General features: G+C 33.5%; 18 protein-coding genes. 12 read left to right on the top strand and 6 right to left on the bottom strand.

What is annotated here, in order from left to right:
• The first annotated feature begins 10 nt into the window (after positions 1–10).
• The 5 genes from nadC to priA all read left to right on the top strand — a co-directional run bounded on the left by nadC (position 11) and on the right by priA (position 5428).
• A complete protein-coding gene (gene nadC / locus P163_RS17590; protein ID WP_034895074.1) occupies positions 11–871 on the top strand; it encodes a carboxylating nicotinate-nucleotide diphosphorylase in 861 nt (286 codons plus the stop codon).
• Positions 872–1795 (top strand): YihY/virulence factor BrkB family protein, encoded by a 924-nt coding sequence (locus P163_RS17585; protein ID WP_051931325.1) that lies wholly within the window; start codon positions 872–874, stop codon positions 1793–1795.
• A 23-nt stretch (positions 1796–1818) separates the two neighbouring features.
• A complete protein-coding gene (locus P163_RS17580) occupies positions 1819–2382 on the top strand; it encodes a chalcone isomerase family protein (protein ID WP_034895071.1) in 564 nt (187 codons plus the stop codon).
• Positions 2383–2438: 56 nt separating this feature from the next.
• On the top strand, positions 2439–2867 hold the full coding sequence (locus tag P163_RS17575; RefSeq protein WP_034895147.1) for a DUF2147 domain-containing protein: 429 nt from the start codon (positions 2439–2441) through the stop codon (positions 2865–2867).
• A 107-nt stretch (positions 2868–2974) separates the two neighbouring features.
• The gene (gene priA / locus P163_RS17570) at positions 2975–5428 is read left to right on the top strand and encodes a primosomal protein N' (protein WP_034895068.1); all 2454 of its coding nucleotides are present in this window, start codon (positions 2975–2977) and stop codon (positions 5426–5428) included.
• Positions 5429–5517: 89 nt separating this feature from the next.
• Here the strand turns inward: priA and P163_RS17565 are convergent, their stop codons facing one another.
• A complete protein-coding gene (locus P163_RS17565; protein ID WP_172822459.1) occupies positions 5518–6228 on the bottom strand; it encodes a LytR/AlgR family response regulator transcription factor in 711 nt (236 codons plus the stop codon).
• A gap of 164 nt (positions 6229–6392) precedes the next feature.
• On the opposite strand from P163_RS17565, the gene rpsF reads away from it, so the two are divergent.
• From rpsF to P163_RS17545, 4 genes are all read left to right on the top strand, one after another.
• Entirely contained in the window at positions 6393–6731 is a 339-nt protein-coding gene (rpsF, locus tag P163_RS17560) for a 30S ribosomal protein S6 (RefSeq protein ID WP_034895062.1), read from the top strand.
• Positions 6732–6733: 2 nt separating this feature from the next.
• Positions 6734–7030, top strand: a complete 297-nt coding sequence (rpsR, locus tag P163_RS17555; RefSeq protein ID WP_034895144.1) for a 30S ribosomal protein S18 — start codon at positions 6734–6736, stop codon at positions 7028–7030.
• 13 nt (positions 7031–7043) lie between these two features.
• Positions 7044–7493 (top strand): 50S ribosomal protein L9, encoded by a 450-nt coding sequence (gene rplI / locus P163_RS17550; protein WP_034895060.1) that lies wholly within the window; start codon positions 7044–7046, stop codon positions 7491–7493.
• 70 nt (positions 7494–7563) lie between these two features.
• A complete protein-coding gene (locus tag P163_RS17545; protein WP_034895057.1) occupies positions 7564–8037 on the top strand; it encodes a DUF6495 family protein in 474 nt (157 codons plus the stop codon).
• Here the strand turns inward: P163_RS17545 and P163_RS17540 are convergent, their stop codons facing one another.
• Positions 8038–9279 carry an ABC transporter permease gene (locus tag P163_RS17540; protein WP_034895052.1) on the bottom strand — a complete coding sequence of 414 codons (1242 nt, stop codon included), beginning with the start codon at positions 9277–9279 and terminating at the stop codon, positions 8038–8040.
• A 193-nt stretch (positions 9280–9472) separates the two neighbouring features.
• Here P163_RS17540 and hisS point away from each other — a divergent pair, with 193 nt between their 5' ends.
• Positions 9473–10843, top strand: a complete 1371-nt coding sequence (hisS, locus tag P163_RS17535; protein ID WP_034895048.1) for a histidine--tRNA ligase — start codon at positions 9473–9475, stop codon at positions 10841–10843.
• A 75-nt stretch (positions 10844–10918) separates the two neighbouring features.
• Here the strand turns inward: hisS and P163_RS17530 are convergent, their stop codons facing one another.
• From P163_RS17530 to P163_RS17520, 3 genes are read right to left on the bottom strand one after another with little or no spacing between them, the layout of a single operon-like run.
• Positions 10919–11251, bottom strand: a complete 333-nt coding sequence (locus P163_RS17530; RefSeq protein WP_034895046.1) for a CCC motif membrane protein — start codon at positions 11249–11251, stop codon at positions 10919–10921.
• A 26-nt stretch (positions 11252–11277) separates the two neighbouring features.
• On the bottom strand, positions 11278–11565 hold the full coding sequence (locus tag P163_RS17525; protein ID WP_034895043.1) for a DUF2752 domain-containing protein: 288 nt from the start codon (positions 11563–11565) through the stop codon (positions 11278–11280).
• A 13-nt stretch (positions 11566–11578) separates the two neighbouring features.
• A complete protein-coding gene (locus P163_RS17520; RefSeq protein WP_034895040.1) occupies positions 11579–13399 on the bottom strand; it encodes a T9SS type A sorting domain-containing protein in 1821 nt (606 codons plus the stop codon).
• Between the two features lie 75 nt (positions 13400–13474).
• Here P163_RS17520 and P163_RS17515 point away from each other — a divergent pair, with 75 nt between their 5' ends.
• Together P163_RS17515 and P163_RS17510 are read left to right on the top strand one after the other, a co-directional pair.
• Positions 13475–13690, top strand: coding sequence for a hypothetical protein (locus P163_RS17515; protein ID WP_034895037.1), 216 nt, complete (start codon positions 13475–13477; stop codon positions 13688–13690).
• On the top strand, positions 13687–14238 hold the full coding sequence (locus tag P163_RS17510; RefSeq protein WP_034895034.1) for a Smr/MutS family protein: 552 nt from the start codon (positions 13687–13689) through the stop codon (positions 14236–14238). The genes P163_RS17515 and P163_RS17510 overlap by 4 nt, the downstream gene beginning before the upstream one ends.
• 11 nt (positions 14239–14249) lie before the next feature.
• Here P163_RS17510 and P163_RS18015 read toward each other — a convergent pair whose 3' ends face one another.
• Positions 14250–15254, bottom strand: a complete 1005-nt coding sequence (locus tag P163_RS18015) for a hypothetical protein (RefSeq protein WP_051931324.1) — start codon at positions 15252–15254, stop codon at positions 14250–14252.
• Between the last annotated feature and the right edge of the window lie 18 nt (positions 15255–15272).

Genomic DNA, 15272 nt, shown 5'->3' with positions numbered 1-15272 from the left:
AACTATTGAAATGATTTCACAAGAACAATTTGAAAAGGAAATTGAAATAATTATTACCAACGCTTTGAGAGAAGATATAGGAGATGGTGATCATAGTTCTCTGGCGTGTATTCCAATTTCAGCTTTAGGAAAAGCAAAGTTATTAGTTAAAGATAATGGTATAATTGCAGGAGTAGAATTTGCTAAGCATGTATTTGCTAAGGTAGATGAATCGCTAAAAGTAGAGACTCTTGTTGAAGATGGAACTCCAGTAAAAAGGGGTGATATTGTATTTTATGTTGAGGGTTCTTCTCAATCTATATTAAAAGCAGAAAGACTTGTGTTAAATGCAATGCAAAGAATGAGTGCTATAGCTACCAAGACCAATGAATTTGTAAAGAAGCTGGAAGGTACTAAAACAAAGATCTTAGACACCAGAAAAACTACACCGGGAATTAGAGCTTTAGAGAAATGGGCTGTAAAAATTGGAGGTGGGGAGAATCACAGGTTCGGACTTTTTGATATGATCATGCTCAAGGATAACCATATAGATTTTGCCGGAGGTATTGATAACGCAATTTCTAAAACGAAACAATATTTAAAGGATAAGGAGTTAGATCTTAAGATTATTGTGGAAGCGCGAAACTTAGATGAGATAAAACAGATCTTAGCATGTGGAGGAATTTACAGAATACTTATAGATAATTTTAATTTTGAAGATACGGTAAAAGCGGTAAATTTAATAGGAGATAAATGTCTAACCGAATCTAGTGGAGGTATCACTTTAGAATCTGTAAGAAAATACGCGCAGTGCGGAGTAGATTATGTGTCTAGTGGTGCACTAACACATTCTATTTATAATTTAGATCTTAGTTTAAAAGCAGTAGATTAAATGCAACCTAAAGACTATTCTAAATCTATTTTACAGAAATTTTCTGATACCTGGAGGCACTACACGTCTAAAATAATTTTACCGGGGTTAGATGGTCTTACATTCTTTGATCTTTGGGAAATATATTCTGGCGGTATTATTAAGGGAACTTTTTCTACCAGAGCAAGTGCTGTGGCTTTCAGTTTTTTTATGGCTCTTTTTCCGTTCTTGCTGTTCATGCTTAATTTGATACCGTATATAAATTTTATAGACGATTTCCAATTACAGTTCTTAGTTTTTATGGACTCTTTGCTACCTCCAACAACTTCAGATTTTTTTAATGATATATTTTTAGATATTGCCAATACACCTCGTGGTGGCTTACTATCGGTATCATTTTTATTATCGATTTTTTTAATGACCAATGGGGTAAATGCAATTTTTACCGGATTTGAATTTTCCTATCACACCAATGCAAATAGATCTTTGGTAAAACAATATATTGTGGCTATTGGAGTATCTATAGTTATGGCATTGTTGTTGCTTATTACTGTAATACTAGCGGTTTATCTATCTTATGCGGTAGATGACCTTAGTACTTTAGGATCCTTTGGAAATAATAAAACTTGGACACTTATAATAAAATATGTAATATTAATATTGCTAATCTATATAGCTGTTGCAACACTTTATTATTTTGGAACTAAAGAAGGGAAACAAGCAAGATTTTTATCTATGGGAGCCACTTTTACCACAATTTTAATGGTGCTTACAACTTATCTTTTTGGCTTGTATATAGAGAATTTCGCAAGGTATAATGAACTTTATGGTTCAATTGGAGCACTTTTGGTAATGATGGTATATATTTGGATAAATTCGAATATATTGTTACTAGGTTTCGAATTGAATGCCTCCTTAATAAAAATGAAGAAAAATTTAAAATAACCAAATTAAACTTAAAACCAATTATGAAAAAAGTACTTATTTTATTTATCGCCATGGTTGCTTTCGCACCTACACAAGCTCAAACTAAAGCCGCAGGAGTAACGGTTCCAAACACTATGAGTGCAGAAGGGCAGAAGCTTGTATTAAATGGTGTTGGAGTGAGAGAGAAGTTTTGGATGGATATGTATGCCGGGGCGTTGTATTTAAATGCTAAAAGTTCTAATGCATCAGAGATAATGAGCTCTAATCAAGCTATGGCATTAAAGATTCACATAGTTTCAAAATTGATATCTAGTGAAAAAATGACAGATGCCGTAGATGAAGGTTTCCAAAATGCTACTGGCGGAAAAACACAATCTATAGCTTCAGAAATTAATACATTTAAAAGCTATTTCTCAGAAGAAATAAGCAAAAATGATGTTTTTGATATTGTTTATGTGCCAGAAGTTGGTGTAACAGTTTCTAAGAACGGTAAAAATAAAGGGGTAATCAAAGGATTAGAATTTAAGAAAGCATTGTTTGGTATTTGGTTATCAGAAAAGCCTGCAGATGATGATCTTAAAGACGCCATGTTAGGTAAGAAATAATTGAAGGTTTGCATATTAGATCATTTTATAACTGATAATATTTTGAAAAGATGAAGATGAAAAAATTGATTTTATGTTTACTATGTGTTGTTTCTATTAATCTTAGTACTCAGGCTCAAGGGGTTTTCGGGAAATGGAAAACTGTGAATGACGAGACGGGAAAACCAACCTCTATTATAGAGATCTATGAAGATGGAGGAGAAGTTCACGGTAAAGTACTAAGAATTCTAAAAGAAGAAGATAGAGATAAGCGATGTATCAATTGTGATGGTGCGCTTAAAGACAAGAAGATAGAAGGACTAGTAGTAATGCGAGGTCTGGAAAAAGATGGTGATGAATACTCTGGAGGCTTGGTAACAGATCCAAAATCTGGAAAAGAATATAAATGTAAGATCTGGTTGGATAAAGAAAATCCAGATTTACTAAATATTAGAGGATATATTGCCTTTTTCTATAGAACGCAGACTTGGCAGAGAGCAAAATAGATCTTTCTGATTTATAACTTTTTAGATAGAACCACTCTTATTAAAGAGTGGTTTTTTTATTCTACTTTAAAAAGAAGTTTAAATTTGTGACAATCATAGCTTAAGAAATGGATTTTTATATTGACGTTATTCTGCCCCTGCCATTAGATAATCTCTTTACTTATAAGGTAAATGAGGAAGAAGCAGATTTCTTAAATCCAGGAGCTAGGGTTGCTGTACCATTTGGAAAGACAAAAATATATACCGGAATAGTTTCTAAAATCCATAATGAGAAGCCATTGGTTTATGAGGCTAAGCCTATAGAGCAGATCTTAGATAAAACGTCAATTGTAACCATAACTCAATTAGAATTTTGGTTTTGGGTGTCTAGATATTATATGTGTACCGTAGGTGAAGTGATGAAAGCTGCGCTACCGGGAGCATTCTTGTTGGAAAGTGAAACCTTAATTGAGTTAGATAAAACTTTTGATCATGACCATGTTTCATTGAATGATCAGGAATATCTAATAGTAGAAGCACTTCAACGCCAATCTACTCTCAAGATTAATGAAATTATGCAGTTGTTGGATAGAAAGATGGTTCTGCCATTAGTCAATTCTATGGTAGCAAAGAATATTCTTCTCATAAATCAAGAGATATTTGAACAGTATAAGCCAAGATTACTTAGATATGTTAAACTCGATGAGAGGTATACCAAAGAAGCAGAGATGCATAAATTGCTAGATGATCTTAGTAAAGCTCCTAAACAGCGTGAAGCTATTTTAACATGGTTTCAGTATTATGGAAATAGTAAAAAACCTGTACTCTTAAAAACACTATCTGATGAAAGTGGAGTTTCTGCTTCTGTGATAAAAGCTTTAATAGATAAAGAGGTATTTGTGGAATACCATCTTAAAACAGATAGAATTCAGTTTGATCTTGATGATGTAGAACAGACCTTCTTGTTGAATGAATGGCAAGAAAAGGCATTTAATGAAATACAAGAAGGCTTAGAGAATGATGAAGTTTGTTTGTTGCATGGTGTAACCTCTTCAGGAAAGACGGAAATCTATATTAAAAGTATCGAGAAAATTATCGCTCAAGGTAAACAGGTGCTTTATCTATTGCCAGAGATAGCTTTAACTTCCCAGCTAGTTTCAAGACTTCAAGCTTATTTTGGAGAGCAGGTATTGGTCTATCATAGCAAATATTCTATTAATGAGCGTATGGAAGTCTACACACATGTTCTAAATAAAAGTTCAAAAGCAAGGATCATCCTTGGTGCTAGATCTTCTATATTTCTGCCTTTTCAGGATCTTGGACTAATAGTAGTAGATGAGGAACATGAAACAACTTTTAAGCAATTTGATCCTGCTCCAAGATATAATGCCAGAGATGCCGCTGTGGTTCTTGCTAGCATTCATTCTGGAAAAGTAATTCTTGGTTCTGCTACTCCCTCATTAGAATCTTTCTATAATGCTACCCACAATAAATATAAGTTGGTAACCTTAGACAGAAGGTTTGGAAATGTTCAATTGCCCGAGATTGAAATTGTAGACCTACAGGAGAAATATAAGAAGAAAAAAATGACCGGCCATTTTTCTGATAAGTTGTTAAAAGAAATTAAACTTACACTGGAAGAAGGAGAGCAGGTAATTTTATTTCAAAATAGAAGAGGGTATTCTCCAATTTTAGAGTGTACTACCTGCGGACACTCGCCACAATGTCCAAATTGCGATGTGAGTTTAACCTATCATAATTTTAGTAATCAATTACGCTGTCACTACTGCGGTTATCATATGGCGATGCAAAAGCAATGCATGGCTTGTGGAAGTGTTGATCTTACCACAAAGGGTTTTGGTACAGAGCAAATTGAAACCGAGCTCAAGGCATTGCTACCCGATGCTAAAATAGGCCGAATGGATCTGGATACAACGCGAGGCAAACATGGTCATCAAAAAATAATAAGTGCATTCGAGCAGGAAGCTATAGATGTTTTAGTAGGTACGCAAATGCTAAGTAAAGGCTTAGATTTCAGAAAAGTTAGGTTGGTGGGAATTATGAATGCAGACAATCTTCTTAATTTTCCCGATTTTAGAGCTCATGAGCGTAGTTTTCAATTAATGCTTCAGGTTGCCGGTAGAGCGGGTCGTACTAAAAATAGAGGTAAGGTTTTAATTCAGACGTATAATCCGCATCATAGAATAGTTCAGCAAGTATCTACAGGAGATTATCTTGGGATGTTTAATGAGCAGTTGGAAGATAGATATCAATATAAGTATCCTCCATTTTATAAATTAGTAAAATTCACACTTAAGAGTAGAGATTATTCAAAAACAAACGAAGCGGCAGAGTGGTTTTCGCTAGCATTAAAGAATGTTTTTCAGGAGCATGTTCTAGGTCCGGAATTTCCACCGGTTGCAAGAATACGAAATGAATATTATAAAAATATCCTATTAAAAATACCGCCAAAACAATCCTTAGGAAAAACTAAAGCTCATATCAATAAAATATTAACCAGTTTTAATTCTATAGGAAATTGGAGAGCAGTGAGAGTAATAATTAATGTAGACCCGTATTAAAAAAAGCGGAGACGAATAACGCTTAGCATTAAAAAAAAAGCAATTATTATTTAGAAGGTAAGTAGGGGAGATTCTAAATTGTAGGAGGATTATTGCATAGCACTCAGTGCTTCAATTAAATTTGATTTTTTATGTCTGCTAAGTGGTAATTGTTTTTTATTGATCTCAATATTCTTACTATTATATCTCTCAACCTTTTCAAGGTTTACGATGTAAGATTTATGAATTCTAAGAAACTTATCATTAGGTAATTGCTGCTCAAAAGATTTCATCGTAGCAAGAACTACAAAAGTGTCTTTTTCTGTTACGAATTTTACATAATCTCCTAAAGCTTCTATATAATCTAACTTATTTAGAAAAACTTTTCTATTCTTTAAGTTACTCTTTACAAAGATAAAGTTCTCATCTTCTACAGGAGCTCCATTACTTTTTAATTGGAAAAGATTAATTGCTTTAGTAACAGCGTTATTGAACCTGTCTTTACTAACCGGCTTGTGAATATAATCTACAGCATCATAATCAAATGCTTTAAAGGCATATTTTGTTTTACCGGTAACAAATATGATTTGTGGCTTGTTAGGTAAATCGTCTAATAGATCGAAACCAGAAAGTATTGGCATTTCAATATCTAAAAAGATGAGATCAACATCAGTATCCAATAGCCCGTTTTTAGTTTCAATAGCGTTGTTATATTCAGCTACCAACTTCAAATTGGGATGATCTTTGATGAGCTTAACAATGGAAAGCCTTTGCAAGCTGGAATCATCAACTACGGCACATTTCAGTAATATTTCTTCCACTATAGCATGAGTTAGGTAGTAACAATATTACTCAATATATCTTATTAATACAAGATAAATATGAATTTCGTCGAGCAAAATAGTGCTTAACCGAGTAGAAAAGGCTTTGCAGTTAGGAAAAAAGATGTTACTTTTGCACCCAAATTAATTTAAATTCAATATTTATGAATCATTATGAAACTGTTTTCATCTTGAATCCCGTTTTATCTGATGACCAGATAAAGGAGACAGTTAAGAAATACGAAGATTTTCTTGTTTCTAACGGTGCTAAGATGGTATCAAAAGAAAATTGGGGGCTTAAAAAATTAGCGTACCCAATTCAACACAAAAAAAGTGGTTTTTATCACTTATTCGAATTCCAAGCTCCAGGAGAAGCTATTAATCCTCTAGAGATTGAATTTAGAAGAGACGAGCGTATGATGCGTTACTTAACTGTAAGTTTAGATAAGCATGCAATTGCTTGGGCAGAGAAAAGAAGAAACAGAAACAAAGAAAAAGCGTAGTTATGTCATCTATTGAACAACAAGCAAAAGGAAAAAAAGATGGGGAGATCAGATATCTTACCCCACTTAACATAGAGACCTCAAAAACTAAAAAATACTGTAGATTTAAGAGATCTGGTATTAAATACATCGATTACAAAGATGCAGATTGGTTGTTGAGTTTCGTAAATGAGCAAGGTAAATTGTTACCTCGTCGTTTAACAGGAACTTCTCTAAAATATCAGCGTAAAGTGGCTGTAGCGGTTAAACGTGCACGTCATTTAGCATTAATGCCTTATGTTGGCGATTTATTAAAATAAGAAAGAGGCAATTATGGAATTGATACTTAGAAAAGACGTAGAAAATTTAGGATTTAAAAATGATATGGTAACTGTGAAGAATGGTTACGGTAGAAATTTTCTTATCCCTCAAGGATTTGCTGAATTGGCTACTCCTTCAGCTAAAAAAGTTTTAGCTGAAACTTTAAAGCAACGTGCTTTTAAAGAACAAAAGAATATAGACGAAGCTAAAAAACAAGCCGCTAAACTTAACGGATTGGAATTGAAACTTACTGCTAAAGCAGGTGGTGGAGATAAAATGTTTGGATCTATTACTGATGCTGACCTTTCTGACGCTCTTGCTAAAGAAGGTGTAGAATTAGAGAAAAAATATATTACAATTGCTGGTGGTAACATTAAGCGTTTAGGACAATATGAAGCTACATTGCGTTTTCACCGTGAAGTAATTTCTACCTTTACTTTTGATGTAGTATCAGAAGCATAAGCAATACTTTTTATTTTGAAAAGCCTACTCTTACAGAGTGGGCTTTTCTTATTTTTATACTTTTTTAATTATGAAATATACACGACTTACAAAAGAGCAATTAGAAGAAATGCATCAGGAGTTCATTAACTTCTTAGCTACACAATCTATTACCGCTAAAGAGTGGGGAGATATAAAAACTAATAAGCCAGAGGTGGCAGAAGAAGAGTTAGATCTGTTTAGTGACTTGGTGTGGGAAGGAGTTCTTGATAAAGTAGAATTTTTAGAGCATTTCTCTCCGCAGCAAATATATCTTTTCAATATAACTGAAGTAGAAATGGATCTAATAGCCATTAAGGTGGAAAATGAAGCCATAGATCTTACTTCTCGTGAAGGCTATAATTGGCTACGAAAAAATATTATGGATGACGCAGTTAACCTTTTCACTTCTTCCAAAGTATTGAATGCAGATAGGAATAAAGATATTTTTGCTCTTATTCAACAAGGCGCAGTAATTACTAAAGGAGAGCTTTTTGGTTACTTTGATACTTTTGTGAATTCTTAATTATTCGTAATGTAGAGAATCTACCGGATTCTGTTTAGCCGCCTTACTAGCTGGATAACTTCCTGCCAGAATAGCTACTAAAATGGTGATTCCCGTAGCCCAGAACATAGCTTTCCATGGCGTTACAAAATCAAAATCTGCAACTGCAGAAACTCCAAGTCCTATTAGGATACCTAGAAGAATACCTAGGATACCTCCTAACTGACCAATAATTAAAGTCTCCATAAAGAATTGGGTGGCAATGGTACTTCCCTTGGCGCCCAAAGCTTTTCTAATTCCTATCTCTCTGGTTCTTTCTGTAACAGATACCAGCATGATGTTCATTAAAGCTATAGATGACCCGAAAATGGTTATAATAGAGATAATCCATGCCGCAATATTAAGATAGCTTGTAATAGAAAAGATCCTATTTATTAGATCGTCACTTTTACCAATTCCAAAATCATTTTCTTCCAGAGGTTTAAGTTTTCTAATATTTCTGAACGTAATGATTGCTTCACTTTGAGCTCCCTCCATAAGCTCTTTATCATCTACCTTAACACTTATGTTATAATTGATGTTAGGTTGGGTAAACATAGATCTAGCTAGCTCTATTGGAATTAAAACTCTAAGATCCTGGTTGTTTCCAAAAGTAGAACCTTTAGATTCTAATATCCCAATTACTCTAAATTTTACTCCTCTAATACTTATTGTTTTATTGATAGGATCCTGCTCTTTAAACAGTCCATTTGCAAAATCTGAACCTAACACAGCAACATTATTATTGTTCTGAATATCGAAATAGTTAAATTCTCTTCCTTTCTCTAATTCTAATCCAGAATTTGAAAGAAAAAATTCATTTACTCCTAATACAGAAACTTCCGGGTCTGTTTTATCGTTTTCATGCTTTACTTCTGCGGTTCCGGTACCTGTAAAAGAGATGGAGGTCTGAGTTTGCGGATAGATATAAGCTTCCTTAAAATCATGAACCTCTCTGTAGGAGATTATAGGGTTAATCTTTTCTCTTTCTCCACCACCACGCCTTTGTGTAGAGAATTCGTATTGCTGCAGGTTAAAGGTATTCGCACCCATAGATGCAAAATCACTACTAATGGTGTTTTCTAATGCGCTAACGGCACTAAGTATACCAACTAGGGCAGTTATTCCAATTGCAATAATTAGTACAGTAAGTATGGTTCTAAGAAGCTGACTCTTTATGGAATCAAAAGCAATTCTTATATTTTCCTTTAATAGTGGGAACATAATTATATTTAAAAGCGCACTAGTTAGACTAACAAAATACTAGATTGTTACTTAAAATTTTAAAATTGTTTGCGAACGCCTAAAATTTAAGATATTTGCACTTCAAATTTTCTAGCGGTATTTCAATTAAGGCTCGTAATTGAAATCTTATTTTTAATCTTTAAAAGCTTCAAGCTTAGCATTAAACTATATTATGGCACAAAAACCATCTATTCCAAAAGGTACTAGAGACTTTTCTCCTTCAGAAGTGGCGAAACGTAATTTTGTAATTGATACGATAAGATCTCAATTTCAGAAATTCGGATTTCAACCGATTGAAACCCCTAGTTTTGAAAATTCTGATACGCTTATGGGTAAGTATGGAGAAGAAGGGGATAGATTAATATTTAAAATCCTTAATTCTGGAGATTACTTAAAAAAAGCTGATTCATCTGCACTTAAGGATCATGATAGTGTAAAGCTCACATCTTCAATTAGTGAAAAAGCTCTGAGGTATGATCTTACTGTACCGTTTGCTAGATACGTAGTGCAACATCAAAGCGAAATAGAGTTTCCTTTTAAGCGCTATCAAATTCAACCTGTATGGAGAGCAGACAGGCCTCAAAAAGGACGTTTTAGAGAATTTTTTCAATGTGATGCAGATGTTGTAGGGAGCGATAGCCTTTGGCAAGAAGTTGAATTTGTGCAGCTCTACGACGCCGTGTTTTCTCAATTAGGTTTGAACGGAGTAACTATTAAGATCAATAATAGAAAAATCTTATCTGGTTTTGCAGAAGTTATTGGAGAACAGGATAAATTGATAGATTTCACAGTGGCTTTAGATAAGCTAGATAAAATTGGAGAAGATGGAGTTAAAAAAGAAATGCTTGAAAAAGGTATTTCTTCTGAAGCTCTAAATAATATTCAGCCAATTTTTTCTTTAAAAGGGAGTTTTGAACATAAAATTGAAGTTTTAAATAAGATTCTGGAAAATTCTGAAATAGGACAAAAAGGAATTCAAGAACTTAAATTTGTTAATAAGGCAATTTCTAACATGCCGTTAAAGACAGCAATTTTAGATCTGGATGTTACTTTAGCTAGAGGATTGAATTATTATACAGGTGCAATTTTCGAAGTGTCGTCTCCAGAAGGAGTCAAAATGGGCTCTATAGGTGGGGGAGGAAGGTATGATGATCTTACCGGAATTTTTGGTCTTAAGAATATGAGTGGTGTGGGTATCTCTTTTGGTTTAGACAGGATCTACCTTGTTATGGAAGAATTAGATCTTTTTCCGCAGACAGTTACTGCAAATACAAAAGTGATGTTCATCAATTTTGGGCAGAACGAGGCGCTTTACGCTTTAAAGGCTGTTAAAGAATTAAGAGAAGCAGGGATTTCTGCAGAGCTTTATCCAGATGATGCTAAAATGAAAAAGCAAATGAACTATGCAAATAGAAGAGATATACCCTTTGTTATTTTAGCCGGGGAAGAAGAAATAGAAAAGAAACTATATGGTTTTAAGAATATGAAAACGGGAGATCAGGAAAAGGTTTCTATAGATAAGTTAAAAGAGCTGCTAACATAGGTTCTATATATCATAAAAAAAACACCGGTTGTCTCAGATTAGAAACAACCGGTATTTTTTTATAAACAAATTAGATTATCCTCCATATTGTCTAATTACTTCATCTTGCATATGATAAATACCTTCCATTCCTCCAAAAAATATTAAAGCTACGAGCCAAGAGAGAACAACTATTGCGCTAAGTACAATACCTATAATTCCCAAAATTCTGCCAGTTTTTACATTTTGGTATCCTAAGTAAAGCTCTGGGTTAGATTGGTAGATCTCTATGGATTTTTTTGAAAGGATTATGGCAACAATCCCGAATATCAAACCAACCGCGCCATAGCAGCAACAGCCAACTATAGATAGTATTCCCATTATAAGAATTAAAGTAGAATTGGGAAGTTCTTGTTTTTGTAAGTTCATAGTTTTAAAAAAGATAGATTAGACTGTTAGATTTGATAAAGGTGATATAATTTAATGCTGTAATTTATAAATATTACTGCCACATTAATATAAATAAGAAGCATTTTGATCTTAAATTCATTTTTAATTCTAATAAATAGATTTAAAACCAAGAAAAATAATAGCATTAAAAGGCTATAGATCGCAGGAAACATGAAGAACGCCTCTTTAAAATGCCCATGTAATAATAGCATAGCTGCACGCTGGCCTCCGCAGCCATAACATTCCATTCCAAATATTTGCTTGTTTAAGCAGGGAAGAAAATAGTCTTCCATAGTTCTCTAAAAATTATTTTGAAATTATTATTTTTTTAGAGATATAATTGCCTTTAGTGCTTTTAATTTTTATGAAATAAAGTCCGTGGCTCAAATTATTTGTTGGAAGCTCATATAAAAATTCATCTTTAATGGCTTTAAGCTTAAAAATCTTTCTTCCGCGATCATCAAATAATTCTATTTCTGAAGCATTAAGAAGTTTGGGTAAACGCACTATGATTTTCTGGAGATCATGATCTTGATAAGCCTGCAGGTTATCTATGGGAGTTAGGGGAATTTCATTTTCTATCTCATCGTGGTCTTCTTCTTCTTCTTCTTCTTCTTCTTCTTCTTCTTCTTCTTCTTCTTCTTCATGGTTAGGTGTATATTCTTTGAGAAAAGTAAGATAAAACCTGTCGTTATATACTCCCTCATCTAGAGTGAAAGTAAATTCATTAAGATCACTTAGATAATGAGTTTCTTCTGTAAAAGTGTCATATAGAAATATGGGAAGTTTAAAACTATGGATTTTTTCAACCTGGAATGTAATAGTTCTATTCTCACTTAAAATGATTTGTAAGGGGATTTTGGTGTTAGCTTCAATAGGTTGTATGTTAATTATAAAGTTCTTATTATCTATAAGCCATCCAATGTCAGATTTAGATTTCGAAATATTTTCTGCATCCATAGCTCTGTCTGCCTGTATGGTAGAATTCTGGTTGTTAGATAATAAAAGTTGCCTCGAATATTCTTTGTCAAAGTCTATATTCAATCTTAAAAACGAAATATCTAGACCTATTTCATCTTCCTTTTTCTGATTTTTAAAATGAGAATTCAGGACATTTTCTTTTATGTAAGATCGGTATTCATTTTTAAAATTTACGAAGCCATCTAATAAGCCTATAACCATGAAGCCTTGAGCAATTGGAGCATATCTTCTTCCGTAATAAATTCCATTCTTGGTAGTGCTAGTTAATTCATCTCCATAAGAATTATATCTTTTAAATAATGGAGGAACATAGCCATAATCACCTAAGGCGGGAGAGTAAGCTCCATATCCTCCCTCATAATCACGTAAATTATGTGAAGCTATTGGTGCAGAATCCCAAAAATATGCAATCCCGGTAATGCTTGTATTTTCTGTTAGAAATAGATTGAGATCTAAGGCAGAAGGGTATGGGTTGCCAACGAGGAGACTCATCTCTTTTTGAACATTGAGTGCATATGAACCGTTATTTGGGAGACCTCTAAAATCATATCGTTGTTTACTGCCAGGGTTATTAAAGATATTATAAAGCACTATGCTCATATTTTGGCCTTCTACTCCTTTCATTGAAAAACCTTCTCCAGGAAGAAGATCAAAATTATTGCCTATGTAAAGCCAATTGTAATAATTATCTCCTGAAAATTTATATAACCATTTATTTGAAATTTTTAGAGGGTTCGAACTTCCATTCAATGCAGTAGTGGTTTCAATTTTCCTACTTCTTAATTTATCTAGTGGATCATACAGTACATTATCTATTTTTTTTACTGAACTTACATCTGAAACCGGCAAAGACCAATAATTATAGGTGTACGCGGTTGCCTCTCCTTCTTGAAAAACAGATAGAAATCCATTTCCAGTATTTGGGATGTTGGATTTACCTTGCAGTAGCTGCCCTTCATTTCTTAAGAACAATCCGGATATCTGATTTTCTGATTCCTGTAGCTTTATGTCTATTTGTTTTTCCACAAATATCTCAGTACTCTCCACGTAGACATAGCTATCCTGATTGGCATCTGGTTTAATATATAATTGGGAATATCCATGAATGCTTATAAAAAAGAAAACGATGATGTATATTTGCTTCATAATACAAGTCTTTTATATAAAAATAGCTTTTTTATAGATTGCATTATTCTTTTAAACGCTAAAAATCAGTTATTTATGATCAAAAAAAATGCTCAACTTATCAATACTATTTTTATAGTAATAGGCGGTGGAATAATTATCTATACTATTTCCGGGGATGAGAAGAGTAAATATTTGCAAATAGTTGGTCTTATAATAATCATGTTTGGTTTGTATCGCGCCACCAATCATTGGTCTTACACCAAAGATGATCATTTAGAGGATACTGATAAAAAAGAGGAAGAGCTATGATTTTTCAGGTAAATGATAAGGTTGAAGTTCTTGATGATGCTCTAGAGGGTGTTGTGGTGAATATTGATGCATCTACTGTAACTGTAGAAACTACAGAAGGGTTTTTGCTAGACTATCATCCTTCTGAGCTGGTTAGATTAGACGATGAGCAGAGTAGGTTAATAGCAACTAGTGATGTTCCTGTTTCTGATATTTTGAGAGAGAAACAAGCTTCAAAAAAGTCAAGATCTATTAGGGTGAAGCCTAAAGAAAGAAATGCACCACCCATGGAGGTGGATCTTCATATAGAAAAATTAGTGAGATCTTTTAGGGGGATGAGCAATTACGATATACTAACCCTTCAAATTGATACTGCAAAACACCAATTAGAATTTGCTATGAGAAAGCGTATTCAGAAAATTGTATTCATACATGGTGTTGGAGAAGGAGTGCTTAAAGCAGAGTTAGATTTTTTGCTAGGTAGGTATGATAATCTTAAATTTTATGATGCAGATTATCAAAAATATGGCGTTGGCGCAACAGAAGTTTATTTCTTTCAAAATAATTAAACTCCTTATCTTTATCTGGTTCTAGAACTAATTTCTTCTTCGGTTGTCGTAGGTATAATTTCTGTTCTAATAGCGTCAGATGTAAATGTTCCTAGAACAAAACTTGTATAAGAAATTTCCTCTCCATTATCTCCCTGCTTTTTGAACTTAACATTCTTTGCGGTAAGTCTAGAAACGTATTTTAGGCTAATGTTGTTTGTTATTACATTTGGTTCTCCATCAAATTTATTTTTGCTGAATTTATCTAGGTATTTCGCAAGATTAGCTTCGTTCTTATTTAATGTAGGGGATTGTGCTGCAGAGGTGATCTCTAATCTTGTAGGAATTGCATCATCATCGTCATCCTCATCCAGATAATTAGGAATGCCATCTTCATCTGTATCTAAGTAGCCATCATCTGTAGTAGGATCTCCAGGGTTAGCAATTCTTTCTGTGTTAGTAAGAACATTGTCTCCATCATCATCTACATCTAAATAATCTGGAATCGTATCCCCATCGGTATCTTTTCCCGTACCTTTTCCTTCATCTATGTTAGAAATATTATCTCCATCATCATCATCACCAATTAATACGCTGGTAGTAATTTCTAAGAAGGAATCTACATCTCCGGAAACGCTCTTATATTCGTTGATAACTTTAGGAGAACTTGGAGGGATCTCATTACAAAAATATGAACTGGTAACCTCTCCGTCGTAGGTTCTATAAATGATTTCATTGTTAGAATTAAGTGCAATTTTAATTACAGCATTGGTATCATTAGTTATCGCGTTAACGGTACTATTTTCTACTAAATAATCCTTAAATTCAGTAGAATTACCGAAAGCAGTTCTATTGGTTTTAAATGAAATAGTTTCATTAATATTGTCATTATTGATATTAAAAAATACCTGAGTTTCATTTTCTCCACATAAGCTTAATGTGCTATCCTCAAAGTCAAAGGTAGAGACAATAAGATCTCCATCACTGCATGAAACAAGAAAAAGACTAATTAAGATAAAGGCAAAGGCACTGCGCATGACTACGGTTTTCAACAA

Origin of the sequence: Gillisia sp. Hel_I_29 (assembly GCF_000744275.1) — a bacterium.
In the GTDB taxonomy this organism is placed as follows: domain Bacteria; phylum Bacteroidota; class Bacteroidia; order Flavobacteriales; family Flavobacteriaceae; genus Gillisia.
The sequence above is the reverse complement of the archived record's forward strand: the minus strand, read 5'-3'. Positions and strand labels throughout refer to the sequence as shown.

Bases quoted from the DNA above. Each gene is read 5' to 3' on its own strand.
- nadC (WP_034895074.1), top strand. From the start codon at position 11: ATGATTTCACAAGAACAATTTGAAAAGGAAATTGAAATAATTATTACC.
- P163_RS17585 (WP_051931325.1), top strand. From the start codon at position 872: ATGCAACCTAAAGACTATTCTAAATCTATTTTACAGAAATTTTCTGAT.
- P163_RS17580 (WP_034895071.1), top strand. From the start codon at position 1,819: ATGAAAAAAGTACTTATTTTATTTATCGCCATGGTTGCTTTCGCACCT.
- P163_RS17575 (WP_034895147.1), top strand. From the start codon at position 2,439: ATGAAAAAATTGATTTTATGTTTACTATGTGTTGTTTCTATTAATCTT.
- priA (WP_034895068.1), top strand. From the start codon at position 2,975: ATGGATTTTTATATTGACGTTATTCTGCCCCTGCCATTAGATAATCTC.
- rpsF (WP_034895062.1), top strand. From the start codon at position 6,393: ATGAATCATTATGAAACTGTTTTCATCTTGAATCCCGTTTTATCTGAT.
- rpsR (WP_034895144.1), top strand. From the start codon at position 6,734: ATGTCATCTATTGAACAACAAGCAAAAGGAAAAAAAGATGGGGAGATC.
- rplI (WP_034895060.1), top strand. From the start codon at position 7,044: ATGGAATTGATACTTAGAAAAGACGTAGAAAATTTAGGATTTAAAAAT.
- P163_RS17545 (WP_034895057.1), top strand. From the start codon at position 7,564: ATGAAATATACACGACTTACAAAAGAGCAATTAGAAGAAATGCATCAG.
- P163_RS17540 (WP_034895052.1), bottom strand. From the start codon at position 9,279: ATGTTCCCACTATTAAAGGAAAATATAAGAATTGCTTTTGATTCCATA.
- hisS (WP_034895048.1), top strand. From the start codon at position 9,473: ATGGCACAAAAACCATCTATTCCAAAAGGTACTAGAGACTTTTCTCCT.
- P163_RS17530 (WP_034895046.1), bottom strand. From the start codon at position 11,251: ATGAACTTACAAAAACAAGAACTTCCCAATTCTACTTTAATTCTTATA.
- P163_RS17525 (WP_034895043.1), bottom strand. From the start codon at position 11,565: ATGGAAGACTATTTTCTTCCCTGCTTAAACAAGCAAATATTTGGAATG.
- P163_RS17520 (WP_034895040.1), bottom strand. From the start codon at position 13,399: ATGAAGCAAATATACATCATCGTTTTCTTTTTTATAAGCATTCATGGA.
- P163_RS17515 (WP_034895037.1), top strand. From the start codon at position 13,475: ATGATCAAAAAAAATGCTCAACTTATCAATACTATTTTTATAGTAATA.
- P163_RS17510 (WP_034895034.1), top strand. From the start codon at position 13,687: ATGATTTTTCAGGTAAATGATAAGGTTGAAGTTCTTGATGATGCTCTA.
- P163_RS18015 (WP_051931324.1), bottom strand. From the start codon at position 15,254: ATGCGCAGTGCCTTTGCCTTTATCTTAATTAGTCTTTTTCTTGTTTCA.